Annotated in this window: 25 protein-coding genes; 4 read left to right on the forward strand and 21 right to left on the reverse strand. The window is 55.6% G+C overall.

Annotation, left to right across the window (positions count from 1 at the left end):
* Window positions 1-417: 417 nt before the first annotated feature.
* The 3 genes from VMW13_05320 to VMW13_05330 all read right to left on the reverse strand — a co-directional run bounded on the left by VMW13_05320 (window position 418) and on the right by VMW13_05330 (window position 2,533).
* The gene (locus VMW13_05320; protein ID HUV44232.1) at window positions 418-1,872 is read right to left on the reverse strand and encodes an MFS transporter; all 1,455 of its coding nucleotides are present in this window, start codon (window positions 1,870-1,872) and stop codon (window positions 418-420) included.
* Between the two features lie 143 nt (window positions 1,873-2,015).
* Complete coding sequence (locus VMW13_05325) at window positions 2,016-2,339, reverse strand: hypothetical protein (GenBank protein HUV44233.1); 324 nt, start codon at window positions 2,337-2,339, stop codon at window positions 2,016-2,018.
* Window positions 2,339-2,533, reverse strand: a complete 195-nt coding sequence (locus tag VMW13_05330; GenBank protein ID HUV44234.1) for a hypothetical protein — start codon at window positions 2,531-2,533, stop codon at window positions 2,339-2,341. Before VMW13_05330 ends, VMW13_05325 begins: the two co-directional genes overlap by 1 nt.
* Before the next feature lie 413 nt (window positions 2,534-2,946).
* Between VMW13_05330 and VMW13_05335 the strand changes: the two genes are divergently transcribed.
* Window positions 2,947-3,285 carry a helix-turn-helix domain-containing protein gene (locus VMW13_05335; protein ID HUV44235.1) on the forward strand — a complete coding sequence of 113 codons (339 nt, stop codon included), beginning with the start codon at window positions 2,947-2,949 and terminating at the stop codon, window positions 3,283-3,285.
* A 275-nt stretch (window positions 3,286-3,560) separates the two neighbouring features.
* Complete coding sequence (locus VMW13_05340; protein ID HUV44236.1) at window positions 3,561-3,791, forward strand: universal stress protein; 231 nt, start codon at window positions 3,561-3,563, stop codon at window positions 3,789-3,791.
* A gap of 66 nt (window positions 3,792-3,857) precedes the next feature.
* Here VMW13_05340 and VMW13_05345 read toward each other — a convergent pair whose 3' ends face one another.
* The 14 genes from VMW13_05345 to VMW13_05410 form a co-directional block, all read right to left on the reverse strand.
* The gene (locus VMW13_05345) at window positions 3,858-5,927 is read right to left on the reverse strand and encodes an MFS transporter (protein HUV44237.1); all 2,070 of its coding nucleotides are present in this window, start codon (window positions 5,925-5,927) and stop codon (window positions 3,858-3,860) included.
* Between the two features lie 95 nt (window positions 5,928-6,022).
* Window positions 6,023-7,750 carry a cation:proton antiporter gene (locus tag VMW13_05350; protein ID HUV44238.1) on the reverse strand — a complete coding sequence of 576 codons (1,728 nt, stop codon included), beginning with the start codon at window positions 7,748-7,750 and terminating at the stop codon, window positions 6,023-6,025.
* 79 nt (window positions 7,751-7,829) lie between these two features.
* The gene (gene corA, locus VMW13_05355) at window positions 7,830-8,912 is read right to left on the reverse strand and encodes a magnesium/cobalt transporter CorA (protein HUV44239.1); all 1,083 of its coding nucleotides are present in this window, start codon (window positions 8,910-8,912) and stop codon (window positions 7,830-7,832) included.
* A gap of 295 nt (window positions 8,913-9,207) precedes the next feature.
* Window positions 9,208-12,858, reverse strand: coding sequence for a hypothetical protein (locus VMW13_05360; GenBank protein HUV44240.1), 3,651 nt, complete (start codon window positions 12,856-12,858; stop codon window positions 9,208-9,210).
* Window positions 12,855-14,240 (reverse strand): hypothetical protein, encoded by a 1,386-nt coding sequence (locus VMW13_05365; GenBank protein ID HUV44241.1) that lies wholly within the window; start codon window positions 14,238-14,240, stop codon window positions 12,855-12,857. Before VMW13_05365 ends, VMW13_05360 begins: the two co-directional genes overlap by 4 nt.
* Window positions 14,241-14,585: 345 nt before the next feature.
* Window positions 14,586-14,777, reverse strand: a complete 192-nt coding sequence (locus tag VMW13_05370) for a hypothetical protein (protein ID HUV44242.1) — start codon at window positions 14,775-14,777, stop codon at window positions 14,586-14,588.
* Window positions 14,778-14,855: 78 nt separating this feature from the next.
* Complete coding sequence (locus tag VMW13_05375) at window positions 14,856-15,836, reverse strand: hypothetical protein (protein HUV44243.1); 981 nt, start codon at window positions 15,834-15,836, stop codon at window positions 14,856-14,858.
* 479 nt (window positions 15,837-16,315) lie between these two features.
* The gene (locus tag VMW13_05380; GenBank protein ID HUV44244.1) at window positions 16,316-16,477 is read right to left on the reverse strand and encodes a hypothetical protein; all 162 of its coding nucleotides are present in this window, start codon (window positions 16,475-16,477) and stop codon (window positions 16,316-16,318) included.
* A 67-nt stretch (window positions 16,478-16,544) separates the two neighbouring features.
* Window positions 16,545-16,886, reverse strand: a complete 342-nt coding sequence (locus VMW13_05385) for an SPFH domain-containing protein (GenBank protein ID HUV44245.1) — start codon at window positions 16,884-16,886, stop codon at window positions 16,545-16,547.
* 84 nt (window positions 16,887-16,970) lie between these two features.
* A complete protein-coding gene (locus VMW13_05390; protein HUV44246.1) occupies window positions 16,971-17,129 on the reverse strand; it encodes a hypothetical protein in 159 nt (52 codons plus the stop codon).
* A gap of 12 nt (window positions 17,130-17,141) precedes the next feature.
* A complete protein-coding gene (locus tag VMW13_05395; GenBank protein HUV44247.1) occupies window positions 17,142-17,747 on the reverse strand; it encodes a TraR/DksA C4-type zinc finger protein in 606 nt (201 codons plus the stop codon).
* A complete protein-coding gene (locus VMW13_05400; protein HUV44248.1) occupies window positions 17,737-18,501 on the reverse strand; it encodes a hypothetical protein in 765 nt (254 codons plus the stop codon). The genes VMW13_05395 and VMW13_05400 overlap by 11 nt, the downstream gene beginning before the upstream one ends.
* The gene (locus VMW13_05405; protein HUV44249.1) at window positions 18,498-18,908 is read right to left on the reverse strand and encodes a hypothetical protein; all 411 of its coding nucleotides are present in this window, start codon (window positions 18,906-18,908) and stop codon (window positions 18,498-18,500) included. Before VMW13_05405 ends, VMW13_05400 begins: the two co-directional genes overlap by 4 nt.
* A 165-nt stretch (window positions 18,909-19,073) precedes the next feature.
* Window positions 19,074-19,442, reverse strand: coding sequence for a hypothetical protein (locus VMW13_05410; protein HUV44250.1), 369 nt, complete (start codon window positions 19,440-19,442; stop codon window positions 19,074-19,076).
* A gap of 144 nt (window positions 19,443-19,586) precedes the next feature.
* Here VMW13_05410 and VMW13_05415 point away from each other — a divergent pair, with 144 nt between their 5' ends.
* Together VMW13_05415 and VMW13_05420 are read left to right on the forward strand one after the other, a co-directional pair.
* Entirely contained in the window at window positions 19,587-20,756 is a 1,170-nt protein-coding gene (locus VMW13_05415) for an ATP-binding protein (GenBank protein HUV44251.1), read from the forward strand.
* A 46-nt stretch (window positions 20,757-20,802) separates the two neighbouring features.
* A complete protein-coding gene (locus VMW13_05420) occupies window positions 20,803-21,498 on the forward strand; it encodes a response regulator transcription factor (GenBank protein HUV44252.1) in 696 nt (231 codons plus the stop codon).
* Window positions 21,499-21,952: 454 nt separating this feature from the next.
* Here the strand turns inward: VMW13_05420 and VMW13_05425 are convergent, their stop codons facing one another.
* The 4 genes from VMW13_05425 to VMW13_05440 form a co-directional block, all read right to left on the reverse strand.
* On the reverse strand, window positions 21,953-22,093 hold the full coding sequence (locus VMW13_05425) for a DUF5679 domain-containing protein (protein ID HUV44253.1): 141 nt from the start codon (window positions 22,091-22,093) through the stop codon (window positions 21,953-21,955).
* 193 nt (window positions 22,094-22,286) lie between these two features.
* Window positions 22,287-22,778, reverse strand: coding sequence for a hypothetical protein (locus tag VMW13_05430; GenBank protein HUV44254.1), 492 nt, complete (start codon window positions 22,776-22,778; stop codon window positions 22,287-22,289).
* A 3-nt stretch (window positions 22,779-22,781) separates the two neighbouring features.
* On the reverse strand, window positions 22,782-23,000 hold the full coding sequence (locus VMW13_05435; GenBank protein ID HUV44255.1) for a hypothetical protein: 219 nt from the start codon (window positions 22,998-23,000) through the stop codon (window positions 22,782-22,784).
* A gap of 50 nt (window positions 23,001-23,050) precedes the next feature.
* Window positions 23,051-23,284: hypothetical protein (locus VMW13_05440; GenBank protein ID HUV44256.1), on the reverse strand; the 234-nt coding region annotated here is incomplete at its 5' end.

The raw sequence follows: 23,284 nt of genomic DNA on the forward strand, positions 1-23,284 counted from the left end.
GGTCGTTCTCACTGTCTCTCTCACCTCGGTTCTCTCCATGATATGCCCTACCCATAGCTGTCAGGATAGGGTTCGCCTTACATCTGGCGAACAGTGCTACCTGCTCTGCGATTGTCACCAACGCTGTTCCTCCCTCAGGGCCACAGACAGGCCATGTCAGAGCAGAGTGCCGCGCAGCCATCCCCGTTCACCATTGTCTTCAACTCCGCCCGGTTGGGTCCTCTGACACACATTGTACGGCAGAGATTCGGGCCAGTGCAATGGATAATGGTTGAAGTTTCAACAGAAAACCCTAAGACTATCATTAGAATTCCTGAACTGGGCCTCTCTGGATTGGTGAAGGCAGAAACTCACGCCTGCCCCTGGTGGTGTGGTGGTTGATCTCATTCCCTCTGCCTCAGTACTTTCTGGAGAGTGTCAGCTATCATCCAGAACAGGGGGACCCCGACTCGCCTCAGCAGACTCATAGGTCCACTGTACGGCTGCGGGCACAAGCGATGGTATGGCGATACCCGTCTGCCATTGCAGAGAAGGAAGAACCAACTCCAGCCTGTCTCGGATGCCAACCCACAGCAGGACGGGCTTCCCGAAGATAAGCCTGAGGGTACTCACCTTTGGCACGCGCCGTACCTCAGAGATTCTGCTAAGCGGCGAGGCAACGACAAGCCCCCGAAGCACGCCTGAAATCAAGAAGAGACAGAGCAGATTGCTGCCGAGGAGCTGCGGCAGCCTTGGCACCAGGTAGCCTCCCATCAGGGCACCGAGGCACATGGCAACGCCGTTGACGGCATTGAAGATGGCTATGCTCTGCGTCCGGCTCTCCCGCGGGGAGGCATCGTACAGGAAGTTGCTGCTGGCCAGGTTGAAGCCGGACCAGGCGAACCCTGACAGTATCTGGATGGGAATAAGGTAGTACACCTGCCTGCTCACCAGCCAGAGCAAAGGGACAAAAGGGATGAGGCAGGAGGTGATTCTCATAATCCTGGCATTGCCGGCCCTGTCTGCCCGCTTGCCCCAGACAGCCAGGAAGACGATGGTGGCAAGGACGGACGTGGCGTTGATAGAAATGTAGGTAAGATAGTCGAACCCCAGTTCACGGAGCATATAGACGGCGAAGAAGGGGCCACACATGCAGGTAGCGAAATTCACCAGCGACACGTACGCCGTGAACCGGCCCAGATTCGAAGACCACATCTTCTTCATTGTGCTCCGCAGAGTAATACGGTCCGCAGTTTTCCTGACCAATACAGGTTCATGCATTCTAGGTTCATTCATTCTATAGAGGAAGCACCATGAGGCCAGTCGAAACACGACAGCACCGGCGAAGATTGCGGAAAAACCGAGAAACGGCCTTCCGGTAGTCCATTGCAGGATGCCGCCGGCCGCGAAGGAGACGAAAAGCAGCACGAAATCGCACACTCTGCCTCTCAGGCTGAAATATTGACCCCTGGCGTTCTCAGGGACCAGGTCAGCCATCATGCTGCCCCAGGCAGGATTGGCCAGAGAGCCGAACACGGTAGTGAGCGTCATAAATCCAATCAGCCACCACACCTTGTTTCCCGGGAATACGTCGGGGATGAGCAGGACTGGTATCCACATCAAGGCATGCATCAGGACTACCGCCAGGATGAAGCGCTTGCGGCTCCCGGCCCTCTCGGTCAAACGGGGGGCTAGGAGTTGCGACAGTGCCATGAACAGGCTGGGGATGCTGGATAGCAGCCCGATTTGGCCGGTAGTAGCCTTGAGTGCCAGGGCAAAGGGTACAACGTAACTCTGGGTCATCCCGAGCATAGCTGAAGAGCAGGCACCATCCAGTATGCTGTTCTTCAGTGTTCGTCTTACGATGTTCTGTTGTAGACTGATACTCTTCATTTACCTGGCTATCGTTCACCTAAATAATACGGAAGAGTTGTGCTAGGCTCTTGGCCAACTCTCCCGTTCCTGGTGCAGGGGTTACAGAATGACAGTCGTGTCACCCTGCTTTCATCTGGGCCTCTGTCCTCGGTGGCGGGCGTTTATCTCCTCTTCATGTGCAGGGGTATCCTTCGATCGGCTACATAAGCCTCGCCCTCTCTATCAATGTATCCCTCAAAGAGCAGCATGTTCGGGTGTTTCTCCAGGTCTGACAGGCCTGCTATTGCCACGTTCTGCTGCTGCGCTATCAATGGACTGTAGATGCGGAAACGTCTCACCTGCTTGCCATTGACCGTGCTATCATAATCGAAGCAACGCAGCGTCTCCAGGTGTTCCGCCAGCAGTCCAAACCTGCGCATCATGCAGTCACGTACTGGCCGTGGCAGTCTCCTGGGGCTACCAGTGTGGTGAGGGTAGAGGTGCATCACGCTGCCTCCTGTCTTGTCGTAGGACCACCGGGGTTGTTTGCCAGGCGAGTGTGGTCGAACAGGAGTCGCCTCTGCCTCCAATCGAGCGTGCTGAGCAGTGCTAGCATCCCCTGCACGTCCTCATCGGAAGTCAGCGAGTACACCGGCGACCCGTTGTGGCATTGGACATCCACCAGCCCATTCTGAACCATATTTCCTAGTGCTCTTTCTATTTCTGACTTAGAGCACTCTGTTGCACAAAGGATAGCAAGCCTGTTGAACCGAGCATGGGTATGCAGGGCCCAGAACAAGAGAAGCTCCCGTTTGGCGCGAGTATCGCCGTACCTGTTCACAAATGCACCCAGATTGGTTGTCGTCTGCAAATCAAGTACGGTCATCTCTTCCCCCACACAAGATGGCGAGCGCGTCTGAGTCATAAACTTGCAACTGTTACGCGACATATGGTATAAGACAGCACGGGGATGTTACACAGATTATGTATCATGGCTATGTAGTGCTGATACCTCACTCATGAACAATGTATCATGTATCATGACTCATGTCAATAGGATTCCTAGTACCTTTGGCGTTGTTTTGGGAGTACTTTAGACGGAGGTCTTTGATTATGCCGGAATGGGCTTTCCTGACGAATCATGCCCTCGTTCTCAGCTATCTGGCAAAGCATCCCAGCATCACAGCGAGAGAGATGTCTATGGACATCGGCATCACGGAAAGGGCAATCCGCAAGATTATTGCTGACCTGGATGATGCTGGCTACATCAGAAAGAGGAAGGTTGGCCGGGGAATGCGGTACAGAATAGACCCGGACCTGCCAATGCGCAGTGATGCCCATGAGGATATTGGTGTTGGTGCTTTCCTGGAAGCCCTGGGGTGGAAGAGGAGGCGGCGACGGCCACGGACTGCCAATAGCAGTGGCGATGTCAAGACGTCCAAGCCTGACTGAGCAGGCACAAACCTCTGTTCTCAGCTTTGATTCGCCAACTGACTGCACAGAAGACTGCATTGGTTACTAAGTTGCTTGTAAAGGCCCAGGAGTCTCTGACTAACTCGTTCCGATCCCTCAGCAAGGCTCGTCCGTGTATCGAAAGTCGACGGACCAGGGAGTCATCAGGAATGTGCTACGTGTTTGAAGCTGCTCCGAACATGAAGAGGTACTTGGCATTGAGGTCCTATTGCACTATCCTCCAGACGGATTAGCCAGGGAGTACGGAGACCCACATGGCACGAGGAACTACTCCACCTCTAGCGATCTGCTATCCTTGTAGCTGGGAAAGCACTGCGAAGACGTCTGGAAACAGAGCATGCACCCTGGAGACGCACAATCCTGACATTATCGAACTCGGGAGCAAAGGCCTTACCGCGATCGAGTCATTCATTATGGGCGGTGTAGCGGAAAGAGTAGCCAGATATGCCGACTGCTCGGTGCTGATCGGCAGGACTCCAGGATAGACGCCACTACGTTGGGGTCGGGGTATTGAGAGGAGCGAACAGTCGTCCAGGTGGACTCATCTGCAATCACTGTCCTGGTGATGGCGTTTCAGGATACAGGACCCTTCTGACCTCGGTGGCGGCTTCCGGCCCAACCGCCTCTGCGGCTGCCAGAGCGCCTTCAGCAGCCAGTGCTGCAGCCTCTTCTTCCTCAACATCGGCTGCTCGCGCCGCATCCCTGGCACTGTCAACCGCCTGCATGGCGGTCTGGCCAATATCTTTTCCTGCCTCGGCAGCACCCTGGACAAGCCCGTATCCAAGCCCTCGGAAAGTGTCCTGAGGGTCTACATGAGCGCGACTGAGAGCCCGTACGATACCTGCAACCGCCGGGTGGATCAATCGTTCCGTGTTTCTCACGGATGCCTCGCCGACAGCGTGGAGCACACCACGCGCCGCCTGCCGGGCTATTTCAGTACCTTGAGCCGAGGTAGCCTCTCCAGGCTTAACTACGTGTGTCAGTGTGTCTTCCACTGCCCTGGCAATGCCCGTTGCCGCTCTGCGGGCTTTCGCGCCGGCCAGGGTCGCCATCCTGGTGATATCGGCTAGCTGGTAGGCGGTTACGCCCAGCGCCACGTCAACGCCGGGGATATGTCTCAGATAGCCGAGGGGGAACCTGCCGACGAAGCGTAGGCCTGGTACCGAGCTCACGGCATGGAAGGTCTCGCCTGCCTGTGTCATCAATTCACCCAACACGACCTCCCGGCTAACTTCGCCCTCTTCACGGAGGGCGGCCAGAATAGTGAGTGTGACCAGACCGATGAGGAAAGCCAGGGCGAACAGGAAATCGAAGCCCGTCATATTCACGATCCCCAGTTGGATAGACTGCGCAGGGTCAATCCAGGTGAAGTCCAGGGCCACTGCCCGTACCCTGAAGAAGTCAGCGAAGAGACCGCCAACCAGAGGCCCCAGCCCGGCACCCAGACTCGATGCCAGGGAGGCCCCAGCCAGATACGGCGTTGACTGACCCTGGGGAGCAAGCTTCAGGCCTATGGTGCCCACGGTCAATGTGACTCCGGCGGCAGCCACCCCGGCGAAGATATGTAGTATCACCAGCAGAGGGATGGTGAGGGAGTACTGCTCCGGCATGGTAGTAAACGTCCATCCCAGGATAACCAGAAGGTAGAGTGAGACACACAGGGACAGAACCGCCTTACTGCCAAAGCGGTCGGCGAGGGGTCCCCACACACGGAGGAACAGTATGTTAAAAAGCTGACTGAGTACGCCGAGTGCGATAACCACTGTGAGAGACAATCCAAGCCGCTGCAGCATGTAGACGGCAAAGAACGGGATCGCCAGGTTGGAAGCGAAACCCCAGAAGAAGAGAAAACTCATCAGCTTTCTGAAGTTCCCGTCCCGAAGTGGTATGCCCAGCGTTTTCAGCAGGGAGGGCTGGGGGCCCGTTACCGACTGCATCAATGGCTCCGGCATGAATGACATGAAGATGGGGCTTGCCATCCCGAGGAAGAGAGCACCAAAGAGAAGCACATAGGTGTAGCCAAGCACGGCGCTCTCGCTCGAGGCCTGCCCTCGCCAGTAGTCCACAAAGAAGGCGGCACCAAGCCCGAAGACCACAGCCACTACCGTGGACAGGGCAAGGCGTCTGGAATAGAAGCGTCCCAGAATGTGCTGGGGTACCAGGTCACGAACCCATCCGTTCCAGGCGCAACTGGTCACGGCGGAAACCGCACCGCGTAGAGCCATTAGTCCCAGTAGCATGGAGATGGCGGCACCGCTGGGAGTGCCCATGAGAACCGGAATAAGCGCCATGGGGAACCACAGGAGCTGGGCGACGAACCAGGTGATTGTCGCTATGGCCTTCCGCCTGCGAACCTTCTCCACGAGCAGTATCGTGGGTATCTGGAGAAGCTGCATGATGAAGGGGATTGCCGCCAGGACGCCGATCTGGAGGTTGTTGGCACCCAGCGCAAGAGCGAAGGCCGCCAGAAAGCCGCTAGTGGTAATGCTACTAAAGCCCATCGAGGCCATGCCCTCACGGGTCATCATGCGTAACCCTCGGGCTACGTCCTCATCAGAGAGGGTCGGCCTGGGCCTGAATATGCTCCCGATTCTCCCTAGTGCCCCCCACAAAGCTGCCATCGTTATTCTCCGAGTAGTACTATACCTGGCGACCATACACTTCTGCTGCGAGTTCGCCAAGGATCAATGCCGCTGCAACCGGCCTGCTAACGACTCTATGCTTCTGCGTGAGGGCTGAACTCGACGAAGCCCTCGTCCTGCTGCACAGAGGGCAGGGTCCGCTTGATGTCAGCTTTTCGCCACCCGGACGCGGCCAGCGTCCTCTCTAGGAACTTGAGGCTTGCCTCGTACTCAGGGCTTATCAACTCCTCTACACCCATGCTCTTTAGCATCTCGGCCTCTCTTGTCCTATGGGCCCGTGCAACGATTTTAAGTGCGGGGTTGATCTCCAGAGCAGATCTCACGGTATTCACTGAGGCCAGCGGGTCAGGGAAGCTCACCACCAGTGTCCTGGCCTTGCTCAGGCCTGCCTGAGATAGGACGTGGGGGTTGCTGGCGTCACCGTAGATGCGTGGCTTGCCGCTCTGCCGGAGTTCCGCGATGCGTTCCGGGTCGATTTCTATGACAATGAACGGTACTCCGGCATCTTGCAGTCCCTGGGCGACATTCCGCCCAATCCTCCCATAGCCAGCAACAACCACTCGCTCCGCAGCCGGAGGTGAATAAGAGGCCGTCAAGGCCGAAACGTCGCCGGCGGTAGGAGTCATGATACCTCTGGACAGGCGCAGACGTTGGTACAGACGTGCAATCAGGCTCAAAGAAAGGGGCGTCAACAGCATAGTAATGATCGCGGTAGACATAATCAGGGAGTAGAAGTGCTCGGTGACGATACCCGCGATAAGGCCTCCCTGGGCAATGATGAAGCCAAACTCTCCGATCTGAAAGAGACCCGCGCCCGACATTACTGCTATCCTATTGGCATGGCCAAACAGTCGGACAACGCCGAATATGACCAGCGTCTTGATCAGGACAACGACCGCCACCGTGGTGAGGACGGCTACCCACTGGTCAAGGACGAACTTCGGGTCCAGCAGCATGCCCAAGGAAACGAAGAACAGGGTGGCAAAGACATCCCGCAGGGGGGTGATCTCGGCAACGGCCTGGTGTCCGAAGGCTGTTCCGCGAAGCACCATACCAATCAGGAAGGCACCAAAGACCATCGAAAGCCCGAATATCTGGGTGCCCACGGCGGCCCCCAGACACAGTGTCAGCGTCGTCAGCAGGAATAGCTCGCGCGAGCGCACACCACCGATCCTCCCCATCAGCCAGGGAAGAAGCCACAATCCTGAGACGAGGGCAATACCGATGATAAGAGCGGCTTTCCCTATCGCCATCCCCAGTACAAGGGGTACACTCTGGACAGTGCCACCGAGAACCGGCATAGCTACCATCATCAGGACTACCGCCAAGTCCTGCAGGATGAGCATAGCCACCATGATGCGACCATGTACCGAGGTTAGTTCACCCCGCTCCATAAGCAGTTTGAAGCAGACGGCAGTGCTGCTGAGAGAGATAATCAGGCCGAACATGACGGCCTGAGGGACGGGCCACTTGAATACAGCAACGCCTACTATTACACCCAGGACGGCCGTAGCCAGGATTTGCGCAACACCACCCCAGATACCTACCTTGCCCACTTCGCGGAGCTGCGTAACCGAAATCTCCAGCCCCAGAGTGAACAGCAGCAGGGCAACGCCTATCGTAGCGGTAGCTTCGATCAGCTCTACGTCACCGACAATGCCCAGGGCATGAGGACCGACCGCTACCCCGATGACCAGATAGCCCAATATGACCGGCTGTCTCAGCCGGTGGGCTATCATGCCTCCCACCAGGGCCATCGCTAGCAGGATGGCAATACTGATAACTGGCTCCGTCTGATGCATGCTACTCCCCTGACTGCTATCCTGCCGTCATTCTTGCTGCTGTTTCGAAGAAAGCAGCCATTCTCACCCAAAGCGGTTTCTACCGGGTGTGCCGGCGGGGCCATCCGGTCAGTTTGCCTGCGTGCCAGGTGAGCTTCTCGGGCTCCACTGTGAAGGGCCTCACCCAACGGACCTGTCTTCGGCCCCACGTTATCCACCTCCGGGCCCATAACCGCCACACCACGGCAGCGATCACGACCCCCATGAAGCCCAGTACGGCAAAGTAGCCCCATGTCCACCTGAGCTCCGGCATGTTGTCAAAATTCATGCCGTAGATTCCGGCGACTAGCGTGAGGGGCAGAAAGATGGTGGCCACTATGGACAGAACTCTCATCGTTTCATTCTGCCGGTTGGCCAGTGAGGACAGGTAGGTGTTGAGGGCGTTGTCGGCTCGGTCTCGAATGGTCTGGTTCAGGTCTTCAATCCGCACGAGATGGTCGTAGACATCCCGGAAGTAGATCCGTGAATCGGTACTGATCAGCGGGAAGTCACCACGACTGAGCCGGTTCAGCGCTTCTCGCTGGGGAGCCATTACCCGGTGTATTCGCAGAGTTGAGCGTTTCAGCTTGATGATGGCTTCAAGTACAGTCTGCTGAGGGTTTCGGATCGTCTCCTCCTCGATCTCTTCAGCAATCTCGCTCATCTTGTCGATGGTCGGCAGGACGTTATCTACCAGGGCATCCATGAGGGTGTAGGCCAGGAAGTCAGCAGCGCGTCTCATGGGACGGCCATCACTTTCTACCTGTCGTCTTATCGCCTCAATACTGTAGAGCGGGGAGTTGTGATTTGACACCACGAAGTGGGAACCGAGAAAGACGGCCAGTTCGGCTGTTTCCACTATCTCCGACTCTGTCATATGGTTGATGCCGTGCACTATGGTGAACAGGTAGCCATCGAAGTCGTCTGTCTTCGGGGGATGTACCCGCTCACTGACGCAGTCCTCCACCGCAAGATGGTGGAAGCCGAAGGTCTGCTCCAGGAACTGCCCATCAGCCTCGGTGGTCTCGACCACGTCAACCCAGAGAAAACCCTGCTCGGACTGAAATGCGTGCCTGACCTCGTCCTCGTTCAGGTCACATTGTAGAACACCTTCAGGACTCATGTAGTAAGCCTTCCACGGCATGGCGCACCTCCCTTCTTGCTCGTAGATACGTGTCACTAATTCTAGCACTTTTCAGCATTCCTCGTCTGGATGCGGTGTCGCCATGATTCTCGGCCTTTCACGAACGGAAGACCGGTCAACAGCCAACATCGTGACCAGGCTGTGCTGGTGACTCTGGAGGAAATACTGGAAGAACTGGCGGGGAGCATTTGGGACGAACATGACGTTAGCCAGCTACCAGTCGATTCAACTGATGCACCTGAGTCAGGAGACCCTGGTGCCTGTCTCTCCCCAGGCCCTTACGGAGCGGAACCGGCTAACCTCGGGGTACCAGATTCTGCTCGCCAACAGGAATAAGGTCACCTATTCTGGCTGAGGCAACACAGACGGCCGTGTCTGCGGCCCCATAGTAGACCAGTATCTCGTCATCGGCGTCCAGAATCTCCTTGTTGCCCTCTCGTGGTACCGCCCCACAAGCATACACCACGTTATGTATCCAGCATTGTCCAGCCTGACCGGCTTCACACGGCTCTACAGGCTCGAGGATGGGGTTGGGTGAACGGTACAGGACAATCGTCGGGTCAGCCAAATCAAGCAGCATCACTCCCAGTCGATATACGTGGCGGTGATCAACACCGTGAGTGATGAGCAGCCAGCCGTACTTCGTCTTGAGTGGCGGAGCGCCAGTACCAACCTTATTCCCGTCCCACATCATGCCGGAACCTGACCCTGCCAGTATCCTGTGCTCTTTTCTGGGCCAGGGACAACGCAAATGAGAAGAAAATGTTATCCAAATATGAGGGTCAACCCGGTGAAGCATGGCGAACTTGCCGTCAGACTGTTCCGGGAACAGAGCGCCGTTCTTGTCGGTGAATCCGGGGAAGACGAGGCCGTGCCTTCGCCAGGCCTTCCACCGATAGCTGATAAAATCGTCAATAGTGATCGAAGCCAGGGCGATCTGGGCAATGAACCCGTCGTAGGCAATATAGGCCATGTAGATACGTTCACCAATACGTGTTAGTCGTGGGTCCTCGCAACCTCTCTTCTCGCTTGTGCCCTGTGGCTCAAAGATTGGTTCTGCCAACCTCTCGCTGAAATTGAACCCATCTTCGCTCGCGGCAAGGCCTAGTCTGGAGATGCCGTCTTCCCCGACAGCACGGTACACAAGATACACTTTCCCGTCTATCCTTATCGCGCCGGGATTCAATATATACTTTGATTCCCAGGGGTGCTCTTTGATGGCGGTGAGAACCGGGTTGTGGGGGAAACGAAGCAGGGACCCTGCCTGCGGCTGCTGACTGTTGACAGTGGGCCGCGGCACGAAGTCCTCCGCCTGTTCCACTGGCCCGAGGAGAATCGGCACCAGGTCCTCCGATTCTCTACCCTGCCCCATGAGCTCTATTATCTTGTCATCAATTGACTCTCCCGTGCCTCCTATCGCCCGGTAATACTCGGTCAGGAACTCATGCGAATACCAATCCCGCTCCACAAAAAGGGAGAGCGGTGTGGGCACTCCCGTTCCGCCACTGAAACTATAGCTTGCCCACGTCCAGGCAGAGCACGGGACGAAACCGCCGTCAGGAAGTGTGAAGGCCAGATGGTAGGAGTCAATCACGTCGTTGAGAAGTGCGACCAGGGCCTGGCGAGGTGGGTCCTCGCCAGCTTCCAGGAATATCTGTCGGGCAATGACTCTTAGTCGCTCGACCAGCACCCGTTGATGCCCGTTCTCGAAGATGTTGTGGGCCGAGAGTGGTGCTCTTCCCCAATGGCCCACCAGTGAGTTTATGACGCTGTCACCAAAGTCCTTCTCTTCTTCAGCGAACCTCCGCCATACCCTGCCGAACGTCTCCGCTTCAATGATGTTCTTGCCGATGGTTGTGAGGTACCGCAGTTTTGGGAACTGTCCGCCCATGTCTTTGGGAAGGGTGCTCACCACTACTCTTCCTGTCATCTTGTCCAAGGCAGAGGACTCCCTCGTCTCAATCAATGAGGGGTATTCCTCGTGCTTCACCACCAGGGGGCTGAGCTTACATACTTCGAAATGCTCCGGGCGCAGTTCCCCTCGGATAGATGCCCACAGCTGCTGCCTGTATTCGCGTCCTTCAGACCAACCAGCCAGAGCAAGAACATCGTTAGGTTCCTGCTCCAGGAGCAACTCATTCAGGTTGTGGTAGCCAAGCCTGGTCAGCAGATAGGAAGGAGGGTGGCGTCGTAATAACCACGAAGTCATTTCCGGACTCAGGGCAAGGCCAGGACTCTGAGGAAGACTGCGGAAGATCTCGCTCACTACACTTCGGGTCCCTTCCACGCTATGGACATCTCCGGGCAAGAGAGCAACGCCCAGCTGTTCCTCTACCCGTCTCATGAATCCCTCGACTTGCCTTCCTGTTTCCCCGGAGCTTGCGTTGGCGTCGACCTTCAGCCTGCCGTAGACGAATTTCTCAAACTGCTGCCGGTATCTCCGGAAGAGAGAGTCATAGATACCGTTGGCGGTGACCAGGTTCCCTTTCGGACCGGCCAGCTCAAGCGGCACGATGAGTGGGACACCGGGAATAAACTCCCGGTAGGTTACCTTGGGCACAGGCGGGAGGGCCGCTTCGTAGCTTTTCTCCCAGGCAGCGAGGAATTCTGGCCTCTGCTGGATGAATTCATCTGTGACCTCCTCGATCTCCTGCCAGGCTTCGAGCGATGTCAGGCGTTCGGCTTCGCCGGGTAGAGCCGATTCTACTCTGGCCTTGAAGGCGTTCAGCCGCTGGGCGAAGCTACTTACGCACCCCTCAAACAGCGGAATGAAGGAATCACGCAGGTCGCCCCTGACAGATTCCTTGCTGAAAGCGTAGGCCAGCAGCAGATGATAGACGGTGCGCACGTACAACTGGCTGGGAAAATGAAACTGCCCTGGCTCTGTCTCTGCCAGTCCTTGCAGCTGCTGATACGTGTCCCCGGACATAACCTTCTTATACAGCAAATGGAATCTGTTGAAACCGCGCTGATAGTTGGTGACCAGGGAGGCAGCGCTTATCTGTGCTGGGTCCGGTTGGTGATTCTTCCTGGGGCCGAAACTGGATATGGGTTGCGTAGGACCCATTTCGCCAACCTTGTGACGTCCTCGCCACACTTCGCTGTCCGCCGCAATCAGGTCAAACATGACTCCGGCCACCTGCCGCACCAGCAGTGCTGTCTCGGTCGCTGACGGACTGTAGAGCTTCACCCCCAGATTGGCCTCGCAGGTTCTGGCTTTGCCGCTCAGTGCAGCAGCGATGAGCCAGTCCTCTACGCTTTGCCCACCCTTGTCGATATCCTTCGGCAAGCGAGCATTCCTGGGATAGGTTCGTAGGAGGCCGTAGGAGACCCCCCATTGCCCGCTGGGCAGATCATGAATGGGCCTGTTGTAGATAGCGGTCGCCAGGGGTGTGACAAGGTGCGTGGAGAGTGGGCATTCAAAGTAATGGTGGTTGAAACGGGGGACCACCAGGTCCATGTCCCAGCTTGTGATGGGTTCCAAAAGACGGCTGACCCAGTCCGGTGCTAGTCCTTCTATGTCTCCATTCCTGGTCCGGCTTTTCAGACCACCTTCCAGGATGACCAGGTGGGCTCCCAGGACCCGGGTTACTGCGACTATTGCCCGAAGGCTCCAATCCCTGTTTACTAGTCGCTCATCATCCAGCAGGAAGGCCATTCTTGGGATAGTGCCGCTCTCCGGGATAGTATGAACAGCGTTCAGAGCTTCGTGACCAGTAGGAGAGCCGACCGCCACAATGACGCGTTTCTGATTCGGAAAGAACTTCTCCAGTCCTTCGGTGACTGTCTCTACGACTGACCCTACGCCGTCTGCGTCTTCAGAAAAGGGGATTCCCACGACAATGTCAGCCTCCCCGATTCCCTGCGCTTGCAGTAATGGTTCTCGCATGAACTCTGCAAAGCGTTTCTCAGCGTCTTCAATGGCGGCAGTGCCTAACGTCTTCACCACGGGTCCAGCTCAATCGGCAACGGTATTCGGCTACGACTGCTATCAACACGCAGCTGAGTCCAATTCTCCGCGGGGGTAGCAGAGGAGATGCCAGTCGTCAGGGGTAGGTGCGACACCAGACCAACCGGCGCCGGACCTACAATGTGCTCAGCCAACTCGTAGTGCTGCCGGACCTGGTTCTCCCACGAGAACTCTGCGGCATAGCTCAGTGCCCGTGCCGCTATTCCTTCGGAAAACTCCAGGTCGAGTATGAGATCCCTTATCTTCGTCATCAGCCGCCTGAGGCTGGTATCAACCACCCCTCCTGCATCCTTCAGAATCTCCCCGACACCCTCCAGATCACGTGCAGCCACCACCGCTCCGGCACCCAATGCGTGAGCCAGAACACCGCTCTGGGTACATTCGAGGGGCCAGTAGAAGTTGACATCGAAAGCACGCTGAGCCAGTGGCAAAATGCTTTCCGGAAGCAACAGTTTGAGTACAAAACCGGGTTTGCCCTTCTGCGCTTTCTGTAGCCGAGCGGCATAGTCCCACTGACATTGGTCTCTGGGTCTTCCGATCCGCATGGCCACTATCCTTTTTCTCGGCAAGAGATGCTCCAGGACGTCTCTGACGGTGAAAAGCAACTCCGAACCTTTGTTGGGAGATAGGAAACCGGCCTGGCCAATTATCACAGTTTCTGCATCAAGGAGCACACGTTGTCTGTGCAACTGCTCCTTCGTTTCGACGTCAATATCCGATTCGTAGAGCAGATAGTCATTCAGCTTCTCTTTGGCTTCTCTGCGGGTCAGGCGGCTTACCTTCGGATACGAGTGTACGCCGTGCTTGATGACATGGACCTTGTCCGCATACTCAGGAAACGCAGCAGTCACCGCATAGTAAACTCCTCGACTGAAAACGGTGATGGCGTCAACGTAAGGGAGCAGAAGACTGAGAAAGTCATACTGCTCCTGACGCAAGCCGAACGGGGTCTCCGTGCTCTGGAAATGAAGGGTATGAAATGTCACTACTTTAGGGATGTCCAGACTCTTGAGCATATCGACAAACCGTAACCTCTCTGGCCAGATGCCGAACTCGTGTTGGAACCAGAGAACGGAGTCCTGCTCATCTGCGGCGAGCGCATCAAGCCCTTGGTGGATTACGGCAGAGCCATAGCTGTGACGGTCGGGTATGCCATACCAGACACCGTTGTGCTCCGGTTCACGGTCGTATATCAACGGCCCGCCGTAGTTCATGAGATTGAAGGAGAGTACACCCCACCTTCCGCTCGGACTCCTGTGGGTCAAGAACTCCGTGTAGTCACCTATCCCACACATTATTGGTCTGTATGGTCCAGCGAAGTAAATGGATGCCAATGGTTCCCAACGCATCACAGTCATATACGAATCACCTCCTTACGACTCCTTTGTTATGATTGGAGCGCTTCCCCCAGCTTGCCTGAGACCGTCTTCGCACGTCCTGCGGTCCACTTCAACCAGTCTCGAAAGCCTGATGTGATGGCCGCACCGGAAGCATCTTTCGTGCAAAATGCCATCCATGCTTTGATATCGAAAGACATCCCGCCCACACCTTGGACATCCGTCAGACTTCCGCAATGGTCCTACCTGCCTTCAACACCTAGTGTAGTGTCTCCGAGTTCTCTTTACAATAATTGTTGACAATAATGCGTCGTAGTAGCCGGTGCCTCATTGTAAAGCTATGTTAGAGACACTACACTAGATTCACTAGTAGACCTTGCTTACCTTCGCCGGTAGAGAACCGTCTTGATTGGCTTTCTCTCTTGCATCAACGATTGTTTCCAGGTACGAAATGTGGCCGCATTGGAGGCACTGTTCATACCAGCCGTCAGAGTCACTGTCCAGAAAGACATTGCCGCCACATTTGGGACATCTCTTCTGAGCAAATCCAGCTTTCACTTCATTTCTCCCGTGAGCCGGGTACACACTTCCCGGCATGGTTATCTTCCCTCTGGACTCCTCTTTTTCAGCACTCTGCTAGAACCAGTTATCGATGGCTGCATGAGGTTCGCCGTACCGCCTGATCCAGTCCACAAGGCCTCTCACGCTTGCCGTAGCTACGGCCACGCACTTATCAGCCCCCCCGTAGTAGAGGTAAAGTGTGTCTCCATCACCCTGAAGTGTATATCCGGTTGGAAAGACCACGCCTCCCACGTCACCAACTAGCTCGTAATGCTCCTCGGGCCCGAAGACCCACTGCTCCCCGCGTAGCAGGCAACGCTCCGGATTCTCAACGTCGAGGAGGGCAAGCCCCTGTCGATACAGGCTACCTGACATCGTCTGTTTGACACCGTGATATATCAGCAGCCAGCCCTCCGGAGTCTCGATTAGCGGGCAGGACAGACCGATTTTCCCTGCGTCCCACCAAGCCCCGCGCCTTGCCATGAGGATGATTCTATGTTGCCCCCAGTGCTTCAGGTCTGGCGAGTAAGAGATCCAGATATGTGAGTCCTCTCCAAGGGTACTTGGTCTGTGTATCATCGCCCAACGGCCGTGCACTCGCCTGGGGAGAAAAGCGGCATCCTTGTCGTATGGAGGCATCACCATTCCCAGTCGCTCGAAGTCCCGGAAATCGGCGGTGAGGGCCAGGGATACCCCCGGACCACCTCTTGACCAGGCAGTATAGGTCACGGCATACCTCTCCAGCTCTTCGAGGAAGACGATCCTCGGGTCTTCAATCCCCCATATCTCCTCGGGGTATCGAGCAGGGTCAGGCATCAGCATGGGAGCGGCATCTATCCTCCAGTTGTCGATTCCGTTATCCGATCTCGCGGCACAGAAATGAGAATGCCCACGCAGGTCCTCCACCCGGCACAGCAGCAGAGTTGTACCATCTTCCAGGCGCGTGGCTCCGGCGTTGAAGACCGAATTGGCAGGATATGGCCAATCCTTAGCTGTCAGGATAGGATTCGCCTGGCACCTGGTGAACAGGGCTACTTTCTGGCCAGTTATCGTCAACGCATTTCCTCCTATGAGAATCCAGTTGGGCGGGACATTCCGGGCTCCTGTGCAATGCTGCCGGTCTGTTCATATGCCCCGCGCTTCGCCCAATGCACTGCGGACTAAGTACAGTCTACAAGTAGCATCCTGAAAGGAACCTTGGAGAACCACTGGGGCTTGAATAGAAAACCCTAAGACGTTCATTAGAATTCGGAGGGCTCTGAGGACTTGACAGGCTGTGTCTCTGGCAACTGCGCAGTATCCTTTAACCCGACCGTCCGCGACTACAGCTTCAACTCTCTGTCCGCAAGCAGGACACATGACCTGAACCCACTCCAGCTTCATTATTCCTACTCCCTCACGAATCTTCCCGCGCGTGCCCGGGACTAGCTTCAGCTTCACCACTCCCTCGCTTCTCACCTTGCGCGGGACCAAACCACGCATTTATCTAACCTCCAATACAGGGGCCCTTATTGAGTTCCAACGGGCAGCCGTTACTAAACATCTGGCAATCTCTGGCTGTCACCCAATACCCACTCCAGAGTTTCAATCATAGCTATCAACCTGAAGAGGGAGGAGGTGCTCAGGTGCCGGGACCCACTCGAGCGTTTGTCCTTTAGCCTCTTTACTGCTTCTCTTATCTCCTCTTCTTCTCTCATTCCCTCCCCTCCTTTCTACCCGAATAATCTTGTGGACTATCTTGTTTCGGGCCTGAGGTATCTGTAGCTATAAACAAGCCTGTAGAAAACCACCAGATTGGTCAAACCCGATATGACGATAAGACAGAAGTAGGCTTGCCCGGAAGTACACTACTGCATTTACCATGACGGTAACATTATCCTTGGTGATTACTTCCTGCGAGGGGACATTCATTGTTACCACACGCATGTCCCTCTTCACAATTCTGTCAACGAAAGGAATGATGAGAAAGAAACCAGGCCCCTTAGCCCCGAGCAGCCGCCCCAGGCGGGAAATAACCCCCCGTCCATACTCCGGCACGATCTTAATCGCCATCATAAACAGTATTAGCGCCCCAAACACAACTACTCCAATAGCAATTGCCGTCAACTAGCCCTCCTTATAGTTACCCTGCAGTGAATACACCAGATAGCATCGACGGGGTTGAGCTTGCCACACTTGGGGCATTTTATCTTAGATACCTCTACTTTCTTCTCTTCGAGTGTCATACTGACTCCTCTTCGAAGGCTCTGATGGCCGCGGTGGAGAAGCTTGTTTTACTGCCCTAGCCTCTTGCCTTCTCTTCTTATTTTCCTTCCTCTCTTTCTTTTCCCCCGCTGTTTTCTTACCCATCCTTGACCTCCTCTAGCTTTCCCAGACATCTTCCATGTCTTCAACCGAGTCAGCTGGCTCAGGTACATTGAAATTCAAAATGTGCATCTTCTCATCATGTCTGCGGTAGCGTGCTACCCTTTCACGCCGGGGAATTGACCTACTTTTGGCTTTCTCCCCCTGAGCCTTACAACTCAAGCACAGGCTCGCCTCGGGAAGAGCTTCCAATCGAGCTAGGTCTATAGGCTGACCGCAATTGTCACATAAGCTATAGGTTCCATTATCAAACTTGTCCAAGGCATGCTCCACCTTAGTCAAACGGTCTATTATTTGCGCCTCTAAGGCTAGCTCCCTTTCGAATTCAGAACTGTCGGTAGCTGCCTCTTCCCATTTACCAGAGGGACTGCCCTCCTTCCTCTCACTAGTCTGGTGGACGCCTGCCTTCAGTCGCTCAAGTTCCTCCACTAAGTGCTTCCGCTCAGTCTCCAAGCGAGAGCGAAGGTCGTAACCCTCCGAGAGAAAGACACACTTACCCTCTTTGCGCCAGTAACAATTGGCGCAGACCTTCAAACCAATCGGGCATCTCTCCTTGATGGGTAAATGGTCGATCAGCTTTTCTCCCCGTGCTCTAAGCACCATTCCGGCACTCTTCTTTCACCGGACACACGTGACACCTTCGTGTTCGACAGTAGTCCCTGCCTAGCCTCATGAGGGCGGCCTCCACATCGGAAAACCTGGATTGGTCTTCTTTGTTCTCGTCCCACAGTATCCTCAGCTCTTCCAGAGCGACGGTCGTGCTTGTTGCATCCAGTAGCCGCAATCCTTGCGACGCGACTAAGGCCTCCCGTGCCAGGGGCGGGTTTGCCTTCTCCCAGAGTTCTCTTAATCCTCTCAGGAACAGAGTGACCGTAGCTGGTCTCATGGCCTTTCCCAACCCCTGAAGCCTTCCCTCCAGATCTCCTTCGTCCCTGGCAAAGAAATGCAGACGATTCAGGTCCCCATCATAGTCGTTGTTTAGAGCCGCGGCTACTCCCGGCAAGCCTATGGCAATCTTGAAGTTGTGCCTTATATATCCGCTCTGGTCCAGGATATCCACCAAGGACTGCCAGTTGGTTGTCAATAGCCTGCCTGTGGAGGTCAGGCCTGCCATTTCCAGGCTCCTGTAAGCTCTGAAGGCAACCGTTTCGTGACCTTCTGTACCGAGGAGTATTGACGCCAGAAGCCATTTGAAGACCTCGTCTGACTTCATGCTCGCCAAGTCAATACCGAGTGCCGAAGGGCAGCTACCGCCAATTCGGTCCAGCACCTTGACACAGAGTGCGTACTGCCGGGGCCCGTGGGAAGCTGACAGAGGGTCATCCATGCCGCCGCCCCCCCCGCCAATGAGCTTCATTGGTCTGCTCCCTCGTCGCGGCGCTGAGAGAATACGGACAAAGAGCTGTCTGTGCTGCCTTGCTGGGGATAGAGCCGTCGCCGCTGGGCTCTCTTGAAGGCGAGCAAAGGCACGAAGTACAGCGCCAGCCCAGGAATTATCGCGGTAAGCGAACCGAGGCGGGGTAGCAGCCAGGCGGTCAGAACGGCGTAGAGGACGAAGACCGGCAGAAAGAGAAGAGAACCCTTAACGTATTGCAGGGCGGCGTCCAGCCCTCCATTGCGATACAGCAGCGTCAGGCTCACAAAGAAGAGCACGGGCAGACTGGCCACGAAGGCTGCCAGTAGACCACCGTGGTGGGTGCCCACGTAGGCAATAGTGGCAACCACGCTACCACCAATCATAAAGTAAACAAGGTACTGCCACATCAGGTTCTATGACCTCCACTGCAGAACAGCCAGTGCCTCCACTGCGTGCCGGCCATATGGCCGTTGGGTTCCTCCAGCCGGCGCACCAGTACGGCTTCCCACGATGGTGGTCTGGTCCTTATGACCATTGATGCGTATGGTTGGCGCTAGCCCTGCAGACTATCCTCACCTGGTTCTCGATCCACTGGCGGTTGTTCGATACTCCCTCTTGAGGTAAGACACCCCTCGCTTATCCATCCGACCGTAGAACAGCACCAATTCGGAATGCTTTTCCAGGTCACGGTACCTCTTGACAGTCATGCCCTGGTCTCGTACTTTGGCCGCATCGAAGACACGAATATATCTGGCCTGTGAGCCGACTGACTCCGGGCGCGCCACATACCGGAGATTCTCCATGTCGCTTGGCAGTAGCCGGAACTCCTTCATCAGGTAGGCTTGCACCTTTTCAGGTAAGGGTCGGGCACCGTTACGTTTCGCCAGCCCCTTGGGCCAGCCCGCTACCCTGCTTCGTAGTAATCCAAGAAGGCCAATCATCGCTGTTCCCTCCTCCGTTTTAGCCAGGGGCCGTCCCCTTAGTACCTAGTATATGTCCACCTGTGTTACAATGGCGCTAGAAAACACTTGGGTTTTGCTAAGAAAACCCTTGGATTTTCCTTGGAATCCGGTATGGGAAATGTCATGGCGAAGAGAAGCGGAGTCCGGCGATCGAGAGGAGCGGCCAAGCCTCTGAAGCCAGTGGGCACCGGCATGCAGAATGGTGATCGGGGGCAGCCATCGCATTCCGCTGAAGCTAATGCGCGCGCCGAGTTGATCCTGGAAGGCAGCGCGGATGGGATTCTGGCCATTGATTCAGAGCGCCGCATACTTGCTTTCAACGCGGCCCTGGAAAGCCTCACTGGCTGGAGCAGGGATGAGGTTGTTGGCAAGCGCTGCTTCGAGGTACTCGGGCTGGAGGATGACCAGGGAGCCAACCTGTGCCAGACCAGGTGTCCGCTCCTGAGAGAAATGACGGGGCCCTCTAACCTTGACGGTGTCATCACCACCAAAGACGGCCGAAGACGTGATGTGGCCCTCAGGTACTCTCTGCCATCTTCGGGCAGAGAGGCATCGCTCCCTGTAGTGGTGAACGTGCGGGACATGGGACGGTTGGCCAGAGTGGAGGCTCTCAACTCCAGTCTCTTAGCTATCACTTCACACGAACTCCAGACACCGATATCGATCATCAAAGCGTACGCCAACACCCTTGCCCGACCCGATGTCAAGTGGGATGAGGAGACCATAAGGGACAAGCTACGCGCTATAGAGGAAGAGAGTGACCGGCTGAGCGAGCTGGTGAGCAAGCTACTGTATGCGTCGCGGATTGATAGCGACACAATACTGTTGAATAGGCTGGTACTGGACCTGCCCAAGGAAGTATACAGAGTAGCGGAGAGGTTGACCGGTCCGTCTGAAACACATCAGGTGGAAATTGATTTCCCGACGGATTTCCCCCCCGTCTACGCGGACCCGGAGAAGATCGGGGACGTGCTGACAAACCTTCTGGAGAACGCTGTCAAGTTCTCACCGGAGGGCGGTAAGATAATTGTCAGAGGAGACGTCTCGGGGGATGAGGTTCTGATAACCGTTACTGATGAGGGGATTGGCATAGCGCCCCAGGAGTGGGAGCTTATCTTCAATCGGTTCTATAGAGCTGATGATGCACGGGTGAGGAGTATTCAAGGCATTGGGCTGGGCTTGCACATCTGCAAAGCTACCGTAGAGGGACACGGCGGCAGGATCTGGGCGCATGGCGGGCCCGGCAAAGGCGCATGCTTTAGCTTCACACTGCCCGTAGCCGGTGAGGAATAACATCGGAGAGGTTGTGGCTGATACACCTGGAATATAGGAGCCTAAGATGGTACTGAGAAAGACCATTCTGGTAGCGGATGATGAGCCTCGCATACTAGAGGCAGTCACCATGAATCTAGAGGTCGAGGGATTCCAGGTATCTGTCGCCTCCAATGGGTCTGAAGCACTCAAGAAGGTCTCTGCAGAGTTGCCAGACCTGGTTATTCTGGATGTTATGATGCCGGAGATGGATGGGTTCGAGACACTGCAGGCGATTCGGGAGATCTCAACCGTATCGGTAATCATGCTGACGGTGAAGGGCGAAGAGACAGACAGGGTCAAGGGACTTGACCTGGGAGCCGATGACTACATCACCAAGCCCTTTAGCCCCAGGGAGCTTGTTTCGAGGGTCAAGGCGGCGCTTCGCCGGGCCGAGACGCCAACGGCGGCCCCAAAGACTGAAATACGTGTAGATGACGATCTGACTATCGACTTTGCCCGCCGCAGAGCATTGGTCAAAGGAAAGGAAATCCGGCTCAGGCCTACAGAGTACCGTCTTCTATACCACCTCGTCAGCAATGCCGGTCGTGTTCTCACCCACGAGACCCTTCTGAGAAGGGTGTGGGGGTATGAGTATCGGGACGAAGACCAGTATCTCTGGCTGTACATTACTTATCTCCGGAAGAAGCTGGAGGGGGACCCCAAACACCCGAAGTACATCCTGGGTGAACGTGGGATAGGGTATCGATTTGTCGAGTTCTGAAGTGGTCTGCCCCGATGATTGGCCCATCCACGAAAACGCTGAATTCACCAATTCGGCTTGACCACCCTCCTGGAGAAGTGAACACCGGGCTGCTGCCTGCTGCCGTAGCCCAAGGAAGGCTCGTATCCCTGGCCATGCGCGCCACTTCAACTACCGCTGGCCACACGGGAGTTCATCTACCCCTATTACAGACTATCAACCGTGAAGTCATCCTCTGGCATCAGGATTCCAGGCGTCCGGCTGTCGGAACAACTCATTTCGGCACTCACTGACCATGAGGGTCCATGAACTGACTCTCATTACCAGCGACCCTCGAGGTCCCATTTGACTGTTTCGTGCAACCGATGTCACAAAAGCCTATGTTGTTACCCTCGGAGGATAAAAGAAGAGGCTGGGCATCCCGATGCAGGGAAAACCCAGCCCTTTCTATTCTAATGGCTATGCCAGCGAAGACCTAGCTCTTACCGATCCTGAACATCTTCGTACCACAGGTTGGACATACGCCCTGGGTTGCAGGTTTTCCGTTCTTCATGGTTACGGCCTTGGCGTCCTTCATCTCTCTCTTGGCACGGCACTTCACACAATAGGCTTCCATACTATTCACTCCTCTCTTTTCACCGAGACTACGACATTCACTTCTTCATGCCAAGGCAGCGTTGAGTTGTACAGAGTTAGGATTGAGATTGAGACCATGCCACGAATAGAGCAGCCTGTGGTTCGTATACAAAAAAGGGTCTGGGGGACATTGTCCCCCAGACCCTCTCCAGTGTAGTCCTTGGTAGGCCAGACTAGAAGCTAAACAACGCCGGTTGTTCGGTCTCTCTCCTGGCTGCCTCTTCTTCCTTCCTTTCCCGCCTCTCGGTTCGTTCCCCGTCCTGTCTGGCTAGTGTTCTCTTGCGGTAGAGCCATTCCTTGAGCCGGTTGAGTTCTCTGGTCTGGTCGGTGGTTAATGACTCCACCTTGATGTCCTCAGGCATCTCCCCCTTATTCCATCTACCATGTGCCCTGCCGGCAACGTACAGGTAGACCTGAGTCCAGTCGTGCCCCATTGGCTGAGTCAAGGAAGCCGTGTAGAGATAGGCACAGGCCTCGGCGTCCGTCCCCGTCATCTCCTCACCCTTGAGCGCCTTCATGTTCATCTCCAGCCTCTCCAGGGTGACGGCACCCTTCAACCAGTCCGGTAGAGTGTCTCCCCAACCCCCGGGAAAGACAACAATAGGGTCCGTAAAGACACCCACTATATCAGAGATGCCTTTGTCCACTGTCTTGGACTTGTTCAACTGTTAGCTCCTTTCCTGCTCTTTCTTCTTCGCCCACCACTTCTCAAGGCTGATGATGTCTGTGAGGATGTGTATGTCCTCACAGTCCACCGTCACGGCAGGGAAGCCACTCTCGTGCTCCTGTACCTCAACAGGCTTCCCCTGGCGGTAGAGGGCGTGTATCTGCTCATACACCCTTTCCTTATCTTCATCAGGGTCAAGTAGTATGTCTTTGTGTCCCATCGAATTATCTCCTTTCCGTCAACCTTTCGGTCAACTTATTTTGACTTTAGTCAGTCGTCCAGGAGCGACGGCTGGCTGCCCATTTTTGCCCTCGCCTTATCTTTGGCGAGTTCCTTCTCTGACAGGTGACTGCGAGTCTTGTTGATGACTTCCCGCATTGAGCCGACAGCTCCCCCTGTAATATCCGACAAGTTGCGGATGTACTGCCCCATATACTCAGGCAAGTTGGGGATGTCCAGCGACTCTTTTGCGATGCGATGGGCTTCCTGAAGGAAGGCCTCGGC

Source organism: Dehalococcoidales bacterium (assembly GCA_035529395.1).
Lineage (GTDB): Bacteria > Chloroflexota > Dehalococcoidia > Dehalococcoidales > Fen-1064 > DUES01.

Bases quoted from the DNA above. Each gene is read 5' to 3' on its own strand.
- VMW13_05405 (HUV44249.1), bottom strand. From the start codon at position 18,908: ATGTGGCAGTACCTTGTTTACTTTATGATTGGTGGTAGCGTGGTTGCC.
- VMW13_05425 (HUV44253.1), bottom strand. From the start codon at position 22,093: ATGGAAGCCTATTGTGTGAAGTGCCGTGCCAAGAGAGAGATGAAGGAC.
- VMW13_05390 (HUV44246.1), bottom strand. From the start codon at position 17,129: ATGGGTAAGAAAACAGCGGGGGAAAAGAAAGAGAGGAAGGAAAATAAG.
- corA (HUV44239.1), bottom strand. From the start codon at position 8,912: ATGCCGTGGAAGGCTTACTACATGAGTCCTGAAGGTGTTCTACAATGT.
- VMW13_05435 (HUV44255.1), bottom strand. From the start codon at position 23,000: ATGGGACACAAAGACATACTACTTGACCCTGATGAAGATAAGGAAAGG.
- VMW13_05365 (HUV44241.1), bottom strand. From the start codon at position 14,240: ATGACTGTGATGCGTTGGGAACCATTGGCATCCATTTACTTCGCTGGA.
- VMW13_05330 (HUV44234.1), bottom strand. From the start codon at position 2,533: ATGGTTCAGAATGGGCTGGTGGATGTCCAATGCCACAACGGGTCGCCG.
- VMW13_05340 (HUV44236.1), top strand. From the start codon at position 3,561: ATGGCACGAGGAACTACTCCACCTCTAGCGATCTGCTATCCTTGTAGC.
- VMW13_05380 (HUV44244.1), bottom strand. From the start codon at position 16,477: ATGAGAGAAGAAGAGGAGATAAGAGAAGCAGTAAAGAGGCTAAAGGAC.
- VMW13_05415 (HUV44251.1), top strand. From the start codon at position 19,587: ATGGCGAAGAGAAGCGGAGTCCGGCGATCGAGAGGAGCGGCCAAGCCT.
- VMW13_05400 (HUV44248.1), bottom strand. From the start codon at position 18,501: ATGAAGCTCATTGGCGGGGGGGGCGGCGGCATGGATGACCCTCTGTCA.
- VMW13_05395 (HUV44247.1), bottom strand. From the start codon at position 17,747: ATGGTGCTTAGAGCACGGGGAGAAAAGCTGATCGACCATTTACCCATC.
- VMW13_05325 (HUV44233.1), bottom strand. From the start codon at position 2,339: ATGCACCTCTACCCTCACCACACTGGTAGCCCCAGGAGACTGCCACGG.
- VMW13_05345 (HUV44237.1), bottom strand. From the start codon at position 5,927: ATGGCAGCTTTGTGGGGGGCACTAGGGAGAATCGGGAGCATATTCAGG.
- VMW13_05410 (HUV44250.1), bottom strand. From the start codon at position 19,442: ATGATTGGCCTTCTTGGATTACTACGAAGCAGGGTAGCGGGCTGGCCC.
- VMW13_05420 (HUV44252.1), top strand. From the start codon at position 20,803: ATGGTACTGAGAAAGACCATTCTGGTAGCGGATGATGAGCCTCGCATA.
- VMW13_05320 (HUV44232.1), bottom strand. From the start codon at position 1,872: ATGAAGAGTATCAGTCTACAACAGAACATCGTAAGACGAACACTGAAG.
- VMW13_05350 (HUV44238.1), bottom strand. From the start codon at position 7,750: ATGCATCAGACGGAGCCAGTTATCAGTATTGCCATCCTGCTAGCGATG.
- VMW13_05335 (HUV44235.1), top strand. From the start codon at position 2,947: ATGCCGGAATGGGCTTTCCTGACGAATCATGCCCTCGTTCTCAGCTAT.